This is a genomic window from Candidatus Methylomirabilota bacterium (assembly GCA_027293415.1).
Classification (GTDB): Bacteria; Methylomirabilota; Methylomirabilia; order Methylomirabilales; family CSP1-5; genus CSP1-5.
The window spans coordinates 1-14412 of sequence record JAPUFX010000064.1 but is presented as its reverse complement, the minus strand read 5'-3'; the positions used below and the strand labels follow the sequence as shown (position 1 = coordinate 14412).

At 55.5% G+C, this 14412-nt stretch carries 18 protein-coding genes, 1 tRNA gene and 1 pseudogene; 3 read left to right on the top strand and 17 right to left on the bottom strand.

What is annotated here, in order from left to right; all coding sequences use genetic code 11:
• Window positions 1-450 precede the first annotated feature (450 nt).
• Window positions 451-537, top strand: a tRNA-OTHER gene (locus O6929_04720).
• A 123-nt stretch (window positions 538-660) separates the two neighbouring features.
• On the opposite strand, the gene O6929_04715 is transcribed toward O6929_04720, so the two are convergent.
• The 3 genes from O6929_04715 to O6929_04705 form a co-directional block, all read right to left on the bottom strand.
• Window positions 661-882, bottom strand: coding sequence for a hypothetical protein (locus O6929_04715; protein ID MCZ6479700.1), 222 nt, complete (start codon window positions 880-882; stop codon window positions 661-663).
• Window positions 879-1475: a NapC/NirT family cytochrome c gene (locus tag O6929_04710; GenBank protein ID MCZ6479699.1), complete on the bottom strand. Its 597-nt coding sequence runs from the start codon at window positions 1473-1475 to the stop codon at window positions 879-881. Before O6929_04710 ends, O6929_04715 begins: the two co-directional genes overlap by 4 nt.
• A 134-nt stretch (window positions 1476-1609) precedes the next feature.
• Window positions 1610-3889, bottom strand: a complete 2280-nt coding sequence (locus O6929_04705) for a nitrate reductase (GenBank protein MCZ6479698.1) — start codon at window positions 3887-3889, stop codon at window positions 1610-1612.
• Window positions 3890-5941: 2052 nt separating this feature from the next.
• Here O6929_04705 and O6929_04700 point away from each other — a divergent pair.
• Window positions 5942-6073, top strand: a pseudogene (locus O6929_04700) (hypothetical protein).
• An 18-nt stretch (window positions 6074-6091) separates the two neighbouring features.
• The gene (locus tag O6929_04695; GenBank protein ID MCZ6479697.1) at window positions 6092-7192 is read left to right on the top strand and encodes a mechanosensitive ion channel family protein; all 1101 of its coding nucleotides are present in this window, start codon (window positions 6092-6094) and stop codon (window positions 7190-7192) included.
• Window positions 7193-7690: 498 nt separating this feature from the next.
• Here the strand turns inward: O6929_04695 and O6929_04690 are convergent, their stop codons facing one another.
• The 14 genes from O6929_04690 to O6929_04625 form a co-directional block, all read right to left on the bottom strand.
• Window positions 7691-7888 carry a hypothetical protein gene (locus O6929_04690; protein MCZ6479696.1) on the bottom strand — a complete coding sequence of 66 codons (198 nt, stop codon included), beginning with the start codon at window positions 7886-7888 and terminating at the stop codon, window positions 7691-7693.
• A 170-nt stretch (window positions 7889-8058) separates the two neighbouring features.
• Window positions 8059-9087 (bottom strand): permease, encoded by a 1029-nt coding sequence (locus O6929_04685; protein ID MCZ6479695.1) that lies wholly within the window; start codon window positions 9085-9087, stop codon window positions 8059-8061.
• 18 nt (window positions 9088-9105) lie between these two features.
• Window positions 9106-9441 (bottom strand): hypothetical protein, encoded by a 336-nt coding sequence (locus O6929_04680; GenBank protein MCZ6479694.1) that lies wholly within the window; start codon window positions 9439-9441, stop codon window positions 9106-9108.
• A 48-nt stretch (window positions 9442-9489) separates the two neighbouring features.
• Complete coding sequence (locus tag O6929_04675; GenBank protein ID MCZ6479693.1) at window positions 9490-9615, bottom strand: hypothetical protein; 126 nt, start codon at window positions 9613-9615, stop codon at window positions 9490-9492.
• A 38-nt stretch (window positions 9616-9653) separates the two neighbouring features.
• Complete coding sequence (locus tag O6929_04670; GenBank protein MCZ6479692.1) at window positions 9654-10538, bottom strand: hypothetical protein; 885 nt, start codon at window positions 10536-10538, stop codon at window positions 9654-9656.
• Window positions 10539-10639: 101 nt separating this feature from the next.
• Window positions 10640-10870: a mercury resistance system transport protein MerF gene (merF, locus tag O6929_04665; protein MCZ6479691.1), complete on the bottom strand. Its 231-nt coding sequence runs from the start codon at window positions 10868-10870 to the stop codon at window positions 10640-10642.
• 199 nt (window positions 10871-11069) lie between these two features.
• Window positions 11070-11243 carry a hypothetical protein gene (locus tag O6929_04660; protein ID MCZ6479690.1) on the bottom strand — a complete coding sequence of 58 codons (174 nt, stop codon included), beginning with the start codon at window positions 11241-11243 and terminating at the stop codon, window positions 11070-11072.
• Window positions 11244-11594, bottom strand: a complete 351-nt coding sequence (locus O6929_04655; protein MCZ6479689.1) for a hypothetical protein — start codon at window positions 11592-11594, stop codon at window positions 11244-11246.
• 12 nt (window positions 11595-11606) lie between these two features.
• The gene (locus O6929_04650) at window positions 11607-11942 is read right to left on the bottom strand and encodes a YHS domain-containing protein (protein ID MCZ6479688.1); all 336 of its coding nucleotides are present in this window, start codon (window positions 11940-11942) and stop codon (window positions 11607-11609) included.
• 44 nt (window positions 11943-11986) lie between these two features.
• Entirely contained in the window at window positions 11987-12166 is a 180-nt protein-coding gene (locus O6929_04645; protein ID MCZ6479687.1) for a hypothetical protein, read from the bottom strand.
• Between the two features lie 126 nt (window positions 12167-12292).
• A complete protein-coding gene (locus O6929_04640) occupies window positions 12293-12529 on the bottom strand; it encodes a glutaredoxin family protein (protein MCZ6479686.1) in 237 nt (78 codons plus the stop codon).
• 61 nt (window positions 12530-12590) lie between these two features.
• Entirely contained in the window at window positions 12591-13178 is a 588-nt protein-coding gene (locus O6929_04635; GenBank protein MCZ6479685.1) for an alkylmercury lyase family protein, read from the bottom strand.
• Window positions 13179-13272: 94 nt separating this feature from the next.
• The gene (locus O6929_04630) at window positions 13273-13581 is read right to left on the bottom strand and encodes a metalloregulator ArsR/SmtB family transcription factor (GenBank protein ID MCZ6479684.1); all 309 of its coding nucleotides are present in this window, start codon (window positions 13579-13581) and stop codon (window positions 13273-13275) included.
• Between the two features lie 570 nt (window positions 13582-14151).
• Window positions 14152-14412: prolipoprotein diacylglyceryl transferase (locus tag O6929_04625; GenBank protein MCZ6479683.1), on the bottom strand; the 261-nt coding region annotated here is incomplete at its 5' end.

Here is a 14412-nt window from a genome sequence, read left to right as displayed (position 1 = left end):
TACTTAAGCCCCTTTTAGGGGAGGCAGGGATGGAACCGGGGTAGGGATAGTCCCTAGCCCACCTCCGGCAAAATCGTTGGTGTATCAGAGAATGCAGACGCCTTCTCGAGCGGAGCACGGCCCGGAGGGCGTTTTGATTTTCAATACGGCTAAGCGTGTCCTTTCACCACCCTCTATCGACTGCGGTGTGGATTACAACCAGTAATCTGCACTCACTCGCTCGGGAAAGGTACCGCCCCTTGCTCCCTTAAGTCTCTCAACGCAGCTGGAATGTTGTGGCCGCGCTAGGAGACACTTCAGGTGACGTCAGCGCTTGCTACCACGCTGCTACCAGAACACCCCGTACCAGGAGCACCATCGCTCACTCCAAATTGTCCGTTTCTTGTGCGGATAGGTCCTCTGGGGTGTGCTCAGGTGGGGCCTCGGAAGAACTACGAATCCGTAGGTCAAGCGTCTCGAAAGTGCCTGATTAGCCTGGTAAGAGGAATCTGATTAGCAATTAGCAGGTCAGAGGTTCGAATCCTCTTGGACGCACCACCAAATCAATTATGTTAGCCCACCCCCAAGCTCAACACCAGTTCCCCGTTGCGTGTACGTTGCGTCTGATTGCATGCTATCGAGCCCTTCCACGCCCTTTCGGTTGTCTCCCGGAGCGAATAATCATAAGACGCCGCGCTGCCGAAGATCACGCATAACGGCGATGATGTAAAGCGCCACTGCTACAACTAATAGGGGTGCGCCGAGAAAGACGCCCAAACCCACACTCCATGCGGCAAAACCGCTCCACAGAAACAACAAGACACAGAATAGACCAATCAGCGCAGATACCACCGCTATGCGCACCAGAATGTTGACGCCAACAGATTCCTTTGAGTTATTCACCGGGTCCTCCCAATGGAGACGCGTTCACTGGGCACGGGATGCGGTGGCCCATGACAGGTAAAGCAGCCGACTCGATTAGTTGCCAGATCTGGGGCTAGCGCATTATGGCTCTTTACCCGCTCAAACTTCTGCGTACCGGCATGGCAGGCAAGGCAATTGGAATTGGGATAACTGCCACTGTACTGGATGGGGTCCTCCCACGTGCCCGTCACATAGAGCAACCAGTGCCGGAAGCCGTCGCGCTTGGCTGCAAGCGTGCCATGTACCCCATAGGTTGTGTGACACGAGTAGCACTGGTGGTCAGCGATCCACTTGTTTTTGTAGTGCCGGGCGGCTAAGGTGGCACTATTAGCGTTCGTCATGTCATTGATGAACGGCTCCATGACGTGGCATGAGGCACAAGAGCTAATTGTCTTGGTCTCCTCTAAGACTGTTGCCGTAGTGCTCATGATCACGATCATCGGAAGGATAAAAAGACCAATCAACAGCAACAAATGATACGTGCCTCGCTGTAACCTTTTACGGTAGATGAACTCGATAAGGATAAGACTGACGATGGCAATCACCGTCGTGGCGAGCCCAATACCGCGCATCAACTCCCCTGCCGACAGCCCTCGCTCTGCACTCTGTGCCCATACAGGACTGGACCACAGCATCAACAGCGGCATGAAGCCACTCAACACCCAGCAGTTTACTGTATTGCCCTTACGTTCTTGCATCATTTATCTTACTTCGCCGTTTTCGATTGAACGGAAACAGCGCACAATTTGTATTCAGGCTGCTTGGAAAACGGGTCAAAAACATCGTTCGTCGCGCGATTGATCAGGTGTCGGGCTGAATGGAACGTTGCAAAGACGACACCTAGTCGAATAGCATCGGTCAGTTGGGCGATGAAGTCGGCCTGTCCTCGTCGGCTCCGCACGGTGACTTCGGTACCATCCACGATGCCGAGGCGACGAGCATCTTGCGGATGAATTTGCAGAAAATCAGGATGGATCTCCTTCAGCGCATCGAGTTTGCCGGTGATGGTCATCGTATGCCAGTGCTCCAGAATACGTCCCGTAGTAAGGGTCAGGGGGAATTCGCCAGTGCGCGGTTCCTTCGGTTTTTCCTGGTGATGTATCCAAATGACGGCTCGTCCGTCAGGTTGTCCGTAGAAATCGAGGCGGCCGCTGCCATGAGCCAGGGGGTCTTCACCAGGCACGTATCGGCGGCATGTGCCTGGATGATCTTCGGTCGGACACGGCCAGCGGATACCCCGCTCTTTTTCTAGGCGTTCGTAAGTGATTCCGAAGAAATTGTACTTTGAGTGAGCGGAGATCTTTCGCCACTCCTCCCAGACGTCCCTCGGGGTGCGCGCCGAGGTTAGATCGGCATAGCCCAACCGTTTCGCCAGATCAACTAGGATGTCCAGATCGCTACGGGCCTCACCGGGCGGATCCACCACCTTCGGAACAAGATGATAGCGGCGCTCTGACTGGCTAAAGACACCCTCCTTTTCGGCCCATAGTGCCGCAGGCAGGAGGACATCGGCAAATTGCGTGGTCTCCGTTCGATGAAAGGCATCGGCAACCACCAAAAATGCCTTTTGCATGGCCCTGCGATAGCGCGTCGCGTTGGGCAGCGACTGTGCTGGATTCGTAGACATCACCAGACAGCATTTTACATCGCCACGTCCCATCGCCTCAAAGAGGGCCACGGCGTGATAGCCCGGCTTCGAACTGATGCGCCCTCTTGGGACACCCCAAAGCTTCTCCATTTCGTGCCGATGGTCGGCGTTGGTCACAACCCGCCCGTTCGGTAGCGCGTGGGCCAGTGCACCTGTGTCTCGCACACCGCCACCCGCATTCGGCTGGCCGGTCAGAGAAAACGGTGTGGCTCCGGGTCGACCGATATGCCCGGTTAAAAGGTGCATCGCCATGACGAGCCGATTGGCGGCAGTCCCTTGAGACTGCTGGTTCAGGCCCATGGTCCACAGGGACATGGTGGCCTTTGACGAAGCGAACCGGAAGGCTGCTTCACTGATATCCTTAGCGGCGACGCCGCACATGCTCCCGACTCGGTCGGGCGTATACTGCTTTACATGTCTCTTGAGGTCATCGGAGGTGCGCACCGACTTTCCCTTTTTGAAGGATAGGTAGTTTTCCACCATCTCTTCGTCTATGAAACCATTGCGAATGAATTCATGAATCATGGCGTTGCAGAGAGCCACGTCCATCCCTGGCAGGATTGGCAGGTGCAAGTCGGCGTGTCTGGCGGTGATCGTCCGACGCGGGTCCACCACGATAATGAAAGTCCCAGGCTTGCTGCGCTTCCGGTCCAAGACGCGTTCCCAGAGAACCGGATGGCACTCTGCCATATTGGAACCGGTGATGAAGAAACAGTCGGCCGCATCGATGTCTTCGTAACAGCCCATCGGCTCGTCCATGCCGAAGACCGAGATATATCCAGCGGCTGCGGAAGCCATACAGAGGCGCGGATTACCGTCTACATTGTTGGTACCAATACCCGCTTTGAAGAATTTATTGGCGATATAACTTTCCTGTGTGTAGAGTTGACCACTACCATAAAATGCAACACTGTCGGGGCCGAACTGGTCAATGTCTTCACGGAATCTCTGCGCCACGAGCGTCATCGCTTCATCCCAAGTCGCCTGCTTGAGTTCACCGTTCCTGCGAATCATCGGGTGTAGCGCTCGATCCCGTACGTAAAGAATATCGCGGTTGAGGATACCTTTGATGCAGAGGCGACCCTTATTGTGTGCATACTCGTCGCCCTTGACATTCACCACTTTGCGGTCACGCACGCCGATCTGGATGCCGCACCCGGTTCCGCAGAATCGGCAGACTCCTTTATGCCACGCCTCCACGGGAATGACTGGCTGTCGCTCCCACAACTCGCCGCAGCCGGATAGTGGCCCAACAAAGACCATTCCTGCTGATATGCCCATCCAGCGAAGCAATTCGCGACGGGTCAATCCATTGTGATCAAATTTGTTTTGTGCCATCTGACTTGCCTTTCCGGTGCAAGAGCCCCATCCCGGTCGTGGACGGTCCAACCAGCAAGCGGTTCACAGGCAAACGCGGGCCGTAGAAGGAGAATTTATCAACAAAAGACTTGACCCCTTTCCTTCTGGGATTCTCCCTACGCCTCGGAGTTCCACGCAAACCTCAAGCGTGCAATCCTCGAAAATCAATACGCCTCCCGAGCCGTGCTCCGCCCGAGGAGGCGTCTGAGTGTTTGGTGTGCCGTCGATTGTGCCGAAGGTGGGCGATGTGCTATCCTCACCCCGGTTTCATCCCTGAACCTCCCCACAGAGGGGCTGAGTATCCCTTACGGTGCAAGGAGTGTCAAGACACAAGGTTTTCTTGCAGGAAAGCGTGCTTATGAGAGACGTTCTATGGGGTTGAGAGGTTGCGGATTGGTTGCGTTTTTAGGTCACGAAAGGGCACGTTTTGCCGCGTCCTGCACACCCAAGTGCTCGAAGTTATTGATTTTGCTCGACCCTGATCAGGATTCGTAATCAGCAGGTCGGAGGTTCGACCCCTCTCGCCGGCTCCAGAAACTCCCCCAGTTCCGTCCTCCAGAGAGTCTCCGAGACCCTCAAAACATTGTTTAATTCAATCGGGTCTGCCCCAGTTGAATTCACATCTTCGCTTTTCACTGTAGGTTGGTCTAGTGCTAGCTCTAGCGCCTGATGCGCTTCGGACGCGAGGCGTGCCACGGTGTTCCAAGATGGGTGGTGCCGGGCATAGGCAGTGGAGGGCTATGGCTCCCGAATAATCGGCGAATGTGTAAAATCAAGACCTGACCCCCACCCCATAGAAATCCCCTCCAAATTCCGGCGTAAGGAGGTGCTAGGGGTTGCTTTCCCCTAAAAGCCTGAAGGGGGGAGGGGATGCTTTGACAGGGCCTCGAAACCGCCTTCTCCCGTGAAGAACACACCGGTTGTTTATGGCCACTCTCAAGAACCCTTCTTCGCCCACGTGGCACCAAAGGTCTGCTAGGAAAAGGCTCATGGAGCGTCGGCTAGAGGTCGGTAGCTTGGGCAATGGGGCTGGTAAGCACCGGTAGTGTACCTAAATGCACCTCCTCGGTCATCTCTAAGTGCCATCCCAGGTAAAGGTGAGCAGATGGTCAGATACCACGGCTGTTATAGCAACGTCTGCCGCGGAAGACGTCAAAAGGCAACCCAGGATGGGTTGATACCGTGTATTCTTGAATCAGATGAACATTCAAGGTCATGCCGGAAGAACCGGGCCAAGCTGATTCAGGAGATCTACGACGTGGACCCCCTTACCTGCTCAAAATGCCAGGGGCAAATGCGGATTATCAGCTTTATTGAGGACCAGGAGGTCATCAAAACGATATTGAAACATCTGGGACTCTGGCTGGTCACACGAAAACCCGAGCCAAGGGCCAATGCGACCCCCGAGAATTTCAGATCGATTATTCCGATGCACAGATCCCGCCCGCTGCCGAATACCTTTACCGCGACCCTGAATACTCTCTGGATGTGTGCGTATCCTGATTTTAAACCGCGGGGCGGCGTGAGGGCCCTCGTCTACCCAGATTTGGGGCTACCGACACAAGCTCGTCCGCTGCCACACCCCTCAGCCCGTCTCCACTCACGGCTCCTATCACCCTCCGAACGCCCGCCGCCTCCCCACCCTCCATATCTTGGGGTCCATTTCCCCTAACCCCCGTATCTCGTGGTCTCTTTTCCCTTGACACAAAGCGCCTGTCTCCTTAGAGTGCTCTCACCCAAAAGGGAGTTCTTATCTCAGAGCCATGGCACCCAACTTCCGAAATTGCAGCCCTGGGCAAAAGGTGTTGGAAAATTCTGTCGATCCGGAGAAGGAAGGCGCCCGGGCTGCCAGCTCTCCTTATGGACGTCGATCCCCATAGAGACCCCTCTTCCTCTTGCCAAGGTCCTTTCCTTTACGTAGTATCTCTTCATGATAGCCTCCTTTATAGGTTTTTTGTTGCTGCCTTTTGCTCTGTGAATCCCTTAACCCTTATCAAGGGGGCTATCAACTGAAATCCATCATAGTCTCTATCAAATCGGGCGTGGCTTCAGGCCGACGTCCTTGAGCGGATCCTCAACTGGACTATCAATGAGGCGAAGGGAATCAACCGTATCGTGTACGATATCTCCTCCAAACCGCCGTCAACCATACAATGGGAATAACGCTGTTGTGAGGGAACGATGAACTGGCCGATCGTGCAAGAACTGCTTGCGAAGGAATTGTTTGGGAACCCGCTTCAGAACTACGCGGTGGCCTGTGGGGTCTTCTTTATCGTCATTGTAGGACTGCCGATTCTCAAGTCCATCGTGGTCAAGCAGCTCCAGGCCCTGGCGAAGAGAACAGCCAGCGATTTTGACGATCTCCTCGTGGGGCTACTCAATACGGTGCTGAGAGGCGACGTGTACTTTTTCACCGCACTCTATCTCGGCACGTTGTCGATCGAGCTTCCAGGAAACCTAGAGCGAATCTTCCGCGCGCTCTTTGTCATCATCGTGGTGTATAAAGCCGCCCTAATCCTCCAAGGGATCGCGATGTATGGCCTGAAAAAATGGACAGAGCGAACAGAGAAGGAGGACCCGACCAGCGCTGCGATGATCAAGAACGCGACGTTGATCGTCCGCCTGGGACTCTGGGTCGCGGTCGTGCTCTTTATCTTAGACAACCTCGGCGTCAATATCACGGCGTTTGTGGCGGGTCTTGGTATCACCGGGGTCGCCGTCGCCCTGGCAGCACAAGCGGTGCTAGGTGACCTGTTCAGTTCATTTGCCATCTTTACGGATCGGCCCTTTGCGGTGGGTGATTTCATTATTGTTGGCGACCTCCTGGGCACGGTTGAGCATGTCGGCTTCAAAACGACCCGCCTCCGCAGCCTCTTTGGCGAGCAACTGGTCTTCTCCAACAGCGACCTCACGAACAGCCGCATTAAGAACTACAAGCGCATGCGGGAACGACGCTTGGAGTTCAAGTTTGGCGTCGTCTATCAGACGACCGCCGAACAAGCGATGGCGATCCCGCAAATAGTCGAGCAGATTATCAAGGAGCACAAGATGGCGCGTTTTGACCGGGCCCATTTCCAATGTTTTGGAGATTTCTCGCTAGTATTTGTAGTCGTCTACTATGTGTTGAGCCCGGACTATAATCTGTACATGGATGTGCAGCAGTACTTCAATCTGCGGATCATGGAGGAGTTCAGGCGAAACAAGATTGAATTTGCCTATCCCACGCAACAGCTCTACGTCACCAATGCCGGGGACCGTCCCAGGCTGCCCCTGACTGAATAGATCCTCCACCATGCCGTTTTTCCTCTATCTAACAGGGACTGGGCACAAGTCTTGTTCCCTACCCCCTTGCCTCCACAGGTTAGTGAGCCCAGGTCGCCAAGCCTGATCGATTATTCCGATGCACAGATCCCACCCTCTGACGAATACCTTTACCGCGATCCTGAGGGAGGCAGCGCTTCCATACCTGCCTTCACGTTCACAACCCGGTTGCGGATAGGTTGCGTTTTTGGGTCACGAAAGGGCACGTTTTGCCGCGTCCTGCACACCCAAGTGCTTGAAGTTATTGATTCTACTCGACCTTGCGTAGGATTCGTAATCAGCAGGTCAGGAGTTCAACCCTCGCCGCCGGCTCCAAGGGAATCAAAAGGTTGTGAACTCCTCCAGGACTCTGTTTGTAATGTCGGTTGCGGATTGTTGCGTCCTGCTGCGTCGGTCCGTGTGATTCATGCTGGTCAGGTGTATCTGATTAGCAATTAGCAAGGTCGGAGAGCCTAGAAGTTACCAGAGGCGGAGCAGGGGAGCGAGCCAGAAGAGGAACACCAATAAGACTGATCCCCACAAGAGCCACCAATGCCATCGGGGTCCCCGTCTCTTGACGTAGTGGAAGTAGAACCCCAACCCCAGGAAAAAGAGGGACAGGGGAAAGAAGTAAATTCGGTACGCCGCCAGACTGGCGGCCAGGCCTCCGCTAAACACTCCAGCGCCAGCGAAGACCAACGCCAACACTCATCAAGCATTGGGCAAAAAAGCGAGAACGACGGACCCGATACCTGAGAGAAGACCCTTCACATCTCTGATCATGGATTCTCTCCTTTTACACCACCGTAACGCCCTCTTCCCTTCTTCCCGATTCTCTCCCCCCACGATCAGAAACCGAGTGCGGAAAACAGCTTGCTTATAAGTTTGACCGGGGGTAGGTCGGGGCGAAAACCGAACATGGCATAGATCCAGGTAGAGCCCAGCCCTCCTAGGACTGCGGCACCGTATAAGAGGCTAACCAGGATCAGGCTTTGCTTTTGACCAAACGTCTTGAAGTAAACTCTGACGTCCCGCGGGTGGATAGCACTAGCCAGGCAGAAGGTGATGATTCCCGCATAGGATAACCCATCGGCCTTGAAGAAGGCATGGACCACCGGAAGGTTCCCTACGGGCGATAGGAGCATCGCTGCAGAAACAGCTGGGCTCACCAGGGCGTTGATTAGGTCTGAAGCGAGGGTTCTAGGACCCATGATGTCCGCGAAAGGGAACCACCAGTGCTCTAAGCCTGCGGCGAAGATGATTCCTCCTAGCACGATTCCTGCGGCAAGCGTCGGTGCGAATCGCCGAACTTCTTGTCCGATAAACCTCAGCATGGCCCACCATCCCTTAAAGGAAAACAGAAGGGCACGCCAAGAGGGGAAGGTGGTTAGATGAAGGATGGGTGCAGTGGCATCCGCCTCTCCCATAAGCGGAGCGGTGAGGACCTTCGGTCGAAGCCAGTTGAGACCTAGGGCTACAATGCCGATCATTACAAGGGCGCCGAGGACCTGCCCTGTGGCAAATTCTGCTCCTAACGATAGCGCAAGGATGGCCCAGAAATGGATTGTCATGTTTCGGCTGGAAATTAGATAGGCAAAAGCCTTAGCCGGGGAGTGGCCTTGTTTGAGGAGTTCCCACGCGGCACACCGGCTGGTCTCGCGATCGACGCTCCCCAGGACGCCTGCCTGAATCGCCCGCCAAATCCCTCGCTTCGTACTTGTAGGACTCTCCAGAAGTACCTCCCAGGTGGAACGTCGGTACCGTAGGGTCAAGAGAGCGGCCACGAAAAACCCGGGAACCCACACCGTATAGAAGAGGGTCATGAACTTGAATAACTGGACCGAGAAAAACCACGCTTGCTCCAGGAAGTGGGTCATTGATTCACTCTTTCATCCTTAACGAACCTGAAACCGCTCGATGTGGGCTGCCTCCTTTCCCTTGGGGATCAGCCCCACGATGGAAATTAATTTGCCGTCCTGTCCGGCGGCCTTCTTCAGTTCCTTCAGCTTCTCGTCGCTGACAACGGGGATGACCTGATCCGTTCCCCTCACCTCGAAGGCCGGACTCCCGTTTTTTGTGGTCAGCTGTCCCACTGCCTCGAAACGGATCCAGCTCGGGGTGAACCCGGCATCGACGACGGCCTTGCGGAGCTTCTTAACATCCAAAGGCTGTCCCTCCTTAAGCTGGATGTCCGCTGCCGCTTCCTCTAGACTCACCCTTACTCTTTCCACGCCATCCAGGCGGGATAGGGCCTTTTGGGCCCCGTACGCTCAGATGGGTCATATCATGCCGTCGACGCCCATCCGGACCGAAGTGATCTGCGCCTGAGCCGGCGGGGGATCGGCCAGCGTGGCGATGAGGCTCATCCCAACGACCAAACCGAGAAGGCTAGTTAGCTTTCGCATGGGTCCTCCTTTCTATTGGCTCGGTGACGAGGTTTCTCCTAAAAGATGAATCGGAATCCAAACAGCACGGTGAAGTCGGGCTCCAGCTGTCCACTCGGGAAGTCCTTGACGATCGGGACCTGGACCCCTGTCTCAAAGAGCAAGTTCCCGGTGACGATGTACTGGATTCCCGGAGAAATAAAAAGCACAGTTCCGCCGGTATCGACCGTATTTCCTTCCACCTCGTTGTCGGCGAACGTCCGGCCGTTGAACTCGATGCTGAAGTTAAGTTGCGCCGGTGGCGTCGGCCATTCCGGGTAGGTCTGATAGGCCAGGTAGAGGTCGTACAGCAAGACGTTGCCGAACTTGAAATCTTTCGCCTCGGAGTTGATCTTTCCCCGGACGGCTCCCTCGATGCTGTACGACCTTCGGGTGGTGCCGGCGGCAATCCCCACGATGCCGTCGACGCCGCCCGAGCCGAGCTGGAGCGCGGGGTCGTCCTTGAGTCCGCGTCCCTTACTGGTAGAGCCCGAGGGGAGTTCCAGGCCCCCGATGAAACTGATCTGGTCGCGGCCGAAGGGGATATCACGGCGGTAAAAGCGATATTTCCCGAAGAGGGTGATGTCCCCGATCCCATCCGCATCGAAGTCGCCCGCCGGGGTTTCTAGATGACGCCGTTGATAGGGAACGACGAGGTTGAGCGTGGCGTCAGTCACCAGGGCGTAGGAGAAGATGGCGGGGGCGGTCCAGACCTTGAGTTCGTTTCCTCCGCCTGAGGACTTCTGGAACTGGCCGAAGGACCGTAGGGCCGTCCCCAGGAAGAACTGGGTGCGCGGACTCGCGCCAAAGATGGGCGCCGCCAGGACGTGCGCCGGCAGAAACGCTAGCCCCAGGACCAGCAAAGCAGCCGGCCAACGCGCTCGACTCCCTCTTCGTTGGTTCATGGGTTTCCCCTTGGTCCTACGCCCCATTGCGACTGAACAATCTGAGTCGCTCGCAGCCACTAGTGGCGTGGCTAGGCTAAACCTTCCAGTTAGGGGAAGGATCAAGAGCTTTTTTGGCGGCGGGGAGATTCGGTCCGTCGCCTTGTGACAGCGGCATAGATTGTGATGACGATGACAATTCCTAGGAGGGGGAAGAGGACATAATCCAAATAACCGGTGAGAGTCGCCAATCCCAGGATGCCTAAAGTCCAGACAAGGATCGGGGTGAAACAACAGATTGCCGTGACTACCGTCCCCCAGAGCCCAGCTTTAAGCCAGCGGTCCTTTTCCATGTCTCCTACGATCCTATTCTGCTCCTGCGCGGATGGATGCCTCAAAGCCTGAATCTCTTACCTTCCGTATCATGTCCTCTACCGAAACTTTTTGTGGATCGTACTCCACACGGGCTTCTGCCCGGCCAAAGCTTACCTCGGCCTTCTCGACACCGTCGAGCCCTTCCAGGGCCCGTTTGACCAAAAACGGTCAGGCGAATCACGTCATTCCATCGATGCGGAGGATGACCTCCTGCACTGATCTGCTCTGCTTTTGCCCAGGTAAGGCCTGAGCTGGCTCTGACGCACCACTTCCCACGCCTTCGCATCCCGCCGCCAGTACGAGCAGGAAAGGGAAAGCGATCATGGCTGCGAGGGCTGTGCGGCGATCCATTTATCCCTCCGCCATCAGAGACCAGAGCGCCTCGGGAAACACAACAAACACCACTTCGATCGCCAGCATTAGCGATGCTACGATTAGCAACACGAGATTGAATTTGGAGCCAACCATATGGCAGCCCAGAGCCTCGCACCGGCGCTTCTCGCGGAAATAGAGGAAGTAGCCCACGCCAACACCGAGAAGTCCGATGGGGACGAGAACCGATCGGAATTGCATGGTCGTCACCATGAACGCCCCGCTCCCGAGACCTAGCAGGATCACCGTAAGCGGCAAGAGGCAACAGAGGGAGGAAAGGAAGGCACCACCAAAGCCGACCAGTCCAGATTTGAGGTCAGAAAATTTCATCAATTCCCTTTTTTACTCTACCATGCCTGCTAAACGTTTTATGTGATACTCAGGCTCTTTAGTGAACTTCTCCACACAACGCGGACAACCGCAAAAGTGAACTTCCTGCCCGGCAATCTTCAACGTGACAACCCGCTCCAGCGGTTTTTCAGCCAAGCAAACCGGGCATACAACCAAATCATCTATTTTCTGGAGGTATTCCTGGGGATTAGTAGTGAATTTTTCGACGCACCCCTCGCAACAGAATAGGTACTCTTCCCCCTTATAAGAGTAAGCGACAGCCTCCTCCTTGCTGATACCCAACCTGACAAGGGAGCAGCCACATGTCGGGCAAATAAGTGTTTTCATCTCTTGGTGAAGCTCCCGGCTGATGCCAATGTTGCCTCCAAGGGTCATTCCACTTTTTCAAGTGCGTAAGCGCCGAATTCGAGGGTCACGCGCTGTTTGAGGCCGTGGCACTCGATGATGTCGCCCGGCTTCACGTCATCGGGCAATATCACCATCTCCTCGCCGACGGCGCAGCTTGCCTTCTTCGCCTCGGTCACCGACCAGACGCCGTCCGTTTCGCTCACCCGGAGCGAAAGGCCAGCTCAGTTGGGGCAGTCGAGGATCTCTCCGCTCCGGATCCCGTCCGGAATCACGATGTCCTGCCCTCACCCCGTACAGAATGCTGTCCGCATCGCTCCTCTCCCTCGGTATTAGCTGATCCCGAGCAGGCGCTCGATCCTCCCTCGATCAAAGCCGACGACAACCTCACCGTCAACAACGGTGACTGGGGTTGCCCGGAACCCTAACTTCAGCAGTTCCTCCAGCGCCTGCTGATCTTCCCGGATATTCTTCTCGACGAATTGCACACCCTTGTGAGAAAGAAACTCTTTCTCTTGGTCGCAGGCACCTCAGCCGGGCTGGGTATAGACGATTACCTCTTTCGCCATGTCATTCCCCTTGTATGATGACAGCACATTGGCAAGCTCCTCCCCTTTGCCATGGCGAGCTTCATCCCGTCGGTGATGCTGGCTCGGAGAGGAGCGAGCCAAAAATTTCCTGGCCAACTTCAAACGCCTCGACCAAAGAAAGTACGACACCATGGGGGTGGCCGTTGGCCTGCCGCCAGGCTTGGAGGTGCTCATGGATGCAGAAGAAACTGATGTTCGGACAACGAGATTGGGCCACGGGACAACAGTCATCTTCGGATTCAGGAAACCACACAACGATTTCGGAAGGGTGATATTGACTCAAGTTATCGGGATGCGCCTGAACCTCCACCTTAGACTCGCAGAGGGCACAGCGAGACGAGATTCCCGCTGTCTCTGCCAGCATGGCCGGTATCCCAAGGGCGTCCACAGCACACAAGGCAAAAACCTCCCGACTCGTGAGGCGGACCCGGTGCGGAGTGGGAACAGAAGAGAAGGGGTACGCAACCAAAACTGTTTCTCCTGTGGAATCGAGGGAGAGCAGGTCCATGGCCATCAGCCGCAAAAGGATCTCCCGAACTTGGACAGAAGAAAGTCCACATTGCTTCGCAAGGGTCACGGTCGCTGGGGTTGTTCCCGAAGCAAAACCCCGTAGGACATGGCGCCGCACTTGGTCCTCCTGAGCACTGAGACGAGCAGCGCTTAGTCGGTCCGCAACGGTCTTCACTCCGTTAGGCAGCCGCACCTTGAATCTCCGCTGACAGCTACCGTTTTTTTTCGATTCGGGTGCAGGCCCAGATATGCTCCGCGTTGTCCGCCACGCGGTAGTACCGATTGCGACCCTGCCGCGTGGTGGTCACGTACCCGCACCAGCTCAAACAGGCCAGATGACTAGAGACGCGTCCCTGGGGAACCTGCAAGAAATCGACTAGCTCCGTTACGTGCCGCTCCCGCTCCAGCAACAGGTCCAGGATCTTGAGGCGGGTAGGGTCACCAAGCCCCCGGAAGAACTTTGCGGTCAGTTGGAGCTGATGGATCTCCTGTCGGGGCAGCACATCACCAAGTGGACTCATAGTAAACCTCCGTTTTGACGAATTAATAATAATATACGGTTTTCCGTATATATTGTCAAAGAAAAAATACCAAAAAATATGGCGGGGCAATGAATGCTGATCAGCTTTGGTCTTTGGGTTGTGGATAGGTTGCGTTTTTGGGTCACGAAAGGGCAGGTCTTGCCGCGCCCTGCATACCCCAAGTCTTTGAAATTACTGATTCTGCTAGGCCTTGTGTGGGATTCGTAATGAGCAGGTTAGACGTTCCGGACGCGGACATTTTTCGCACAGCTGATAAATTACATAACGTCTTTAGGGGGTTAGACCGGACCTTTTGATCGCCAAACAAGAGGGATTTTCGAGGATCTCGCAGGGGGGAGAGAGCGCCCGGACAGGGTATGGAAGGCCCTATCCTCCATAAACACCGGGACGGTTCTTTATCGCGGACCCGCTGTTTATGGCCTTTCTCAGGAGCTTTTCTTTCGTCATTGCCTTTTCCACTCGTGGAAAAGCGGTCGGCGGTCTGCTGTCAGCTATCAGGAGCTTGCAGTCAGCAGTTTGCTATCAGCCGTCAGCAAGAATTCGAAGTCGCTATGTCTCGTCCTCGACCTCGTCCGTCTTCTCCACCTGGTCGAGACCCACCAGTTCCCCTTCTACCTTCTCCGGGACCTCTGCTTCTTCCTTTACTTCCTCCTTTACTTCCTCGGCTTCCGCCTCGCCAGGGGCCACAGCCTCGAGCTCCGGCACCTCCTCTATTTCCGCCTCTTCAGTCACGACCCCCCCAGGGGCGATCTCCCGGAACCACATCGGTTTCACCGCCTCGGCAAAGGCTTCCGCCTGGGTCACTTCCTC

Coding starts and splice junctions, on each gene's coding strand:
- O6929_04685 (MCZ6479695.1), bottom strand. CDS start 9,087: ATGACCCACTTCCTGGAGCAAGCGTGGTTTTTCTCGGTCCAGTTATTC.
- O6929_04630 (MCZ6479684.1), bottom strand. CDS start 13,581: ATGAGTCCACTTGGTGATGTGCTGCCCCGACAGGAGATCCATCAGCTC.
- O6929_04670 (MCZ6479692.1), bottom strand. CDS start 10,538: ATGAACCAACGAAGAGGGAGTCGAGCGCGTTGGCCGGCTGCTTTGCTG.
- O6929_04650 (MCZ6479688.1), bottom strand. CDS start 11,942: ATGAAAACACTTATTTGCCCGACATGTGGCTGCTCCCTTGTCAGGTTG.
- O6929_04705 (MCZ6479698.1), bottom strand. CDS start 3,889: ATGGCACAAAACAAATTTGATCACAATGGATTGACCCGTCGCGAATTG.
- O6929_04660 (MCZ6479690.1), bottom strand. CDS start 11,243: ATGGATCGCCGCACAGCCCTCGCAGCCATGATCGCTTTCCCTTTCCTG.
- O6929_04695 (MCZ6479697.1), top strand. CDS start 6,092: ATGAACTGGCCGATCGTGCAAGAACTGCTTGCGAAGGAATTGTTTGGG.
- merF (MCZ6479691.1), bottom strand. CDS start 10,870: ATGGAAAAGGACCGCTGGCTTAAAGCTGGGCTCTGGGGGACGGTAGTC.
- O6929_04710 (MCZ6479699.1), bottom strand. CDS start 1,475: ATGCGCGGTATTGGGCTCGCCACGACGGTGATTGCCATCGTCAGTCTT.
- O6929_04675 (MCZ6479693.1), bottom strand. CDS start 9,615: ATGCGAAAGCTAACTAGCCTTCTCGGTTTGGTCGTTGGGATGAGCCTC.
- O6929_04655 (MCZ6479689.1), bottom strand. CDS start 11,594: ATGAAATTTTCTGACCTCAAATCTGGACTGGTCGGCTTTGGTGGTGCC.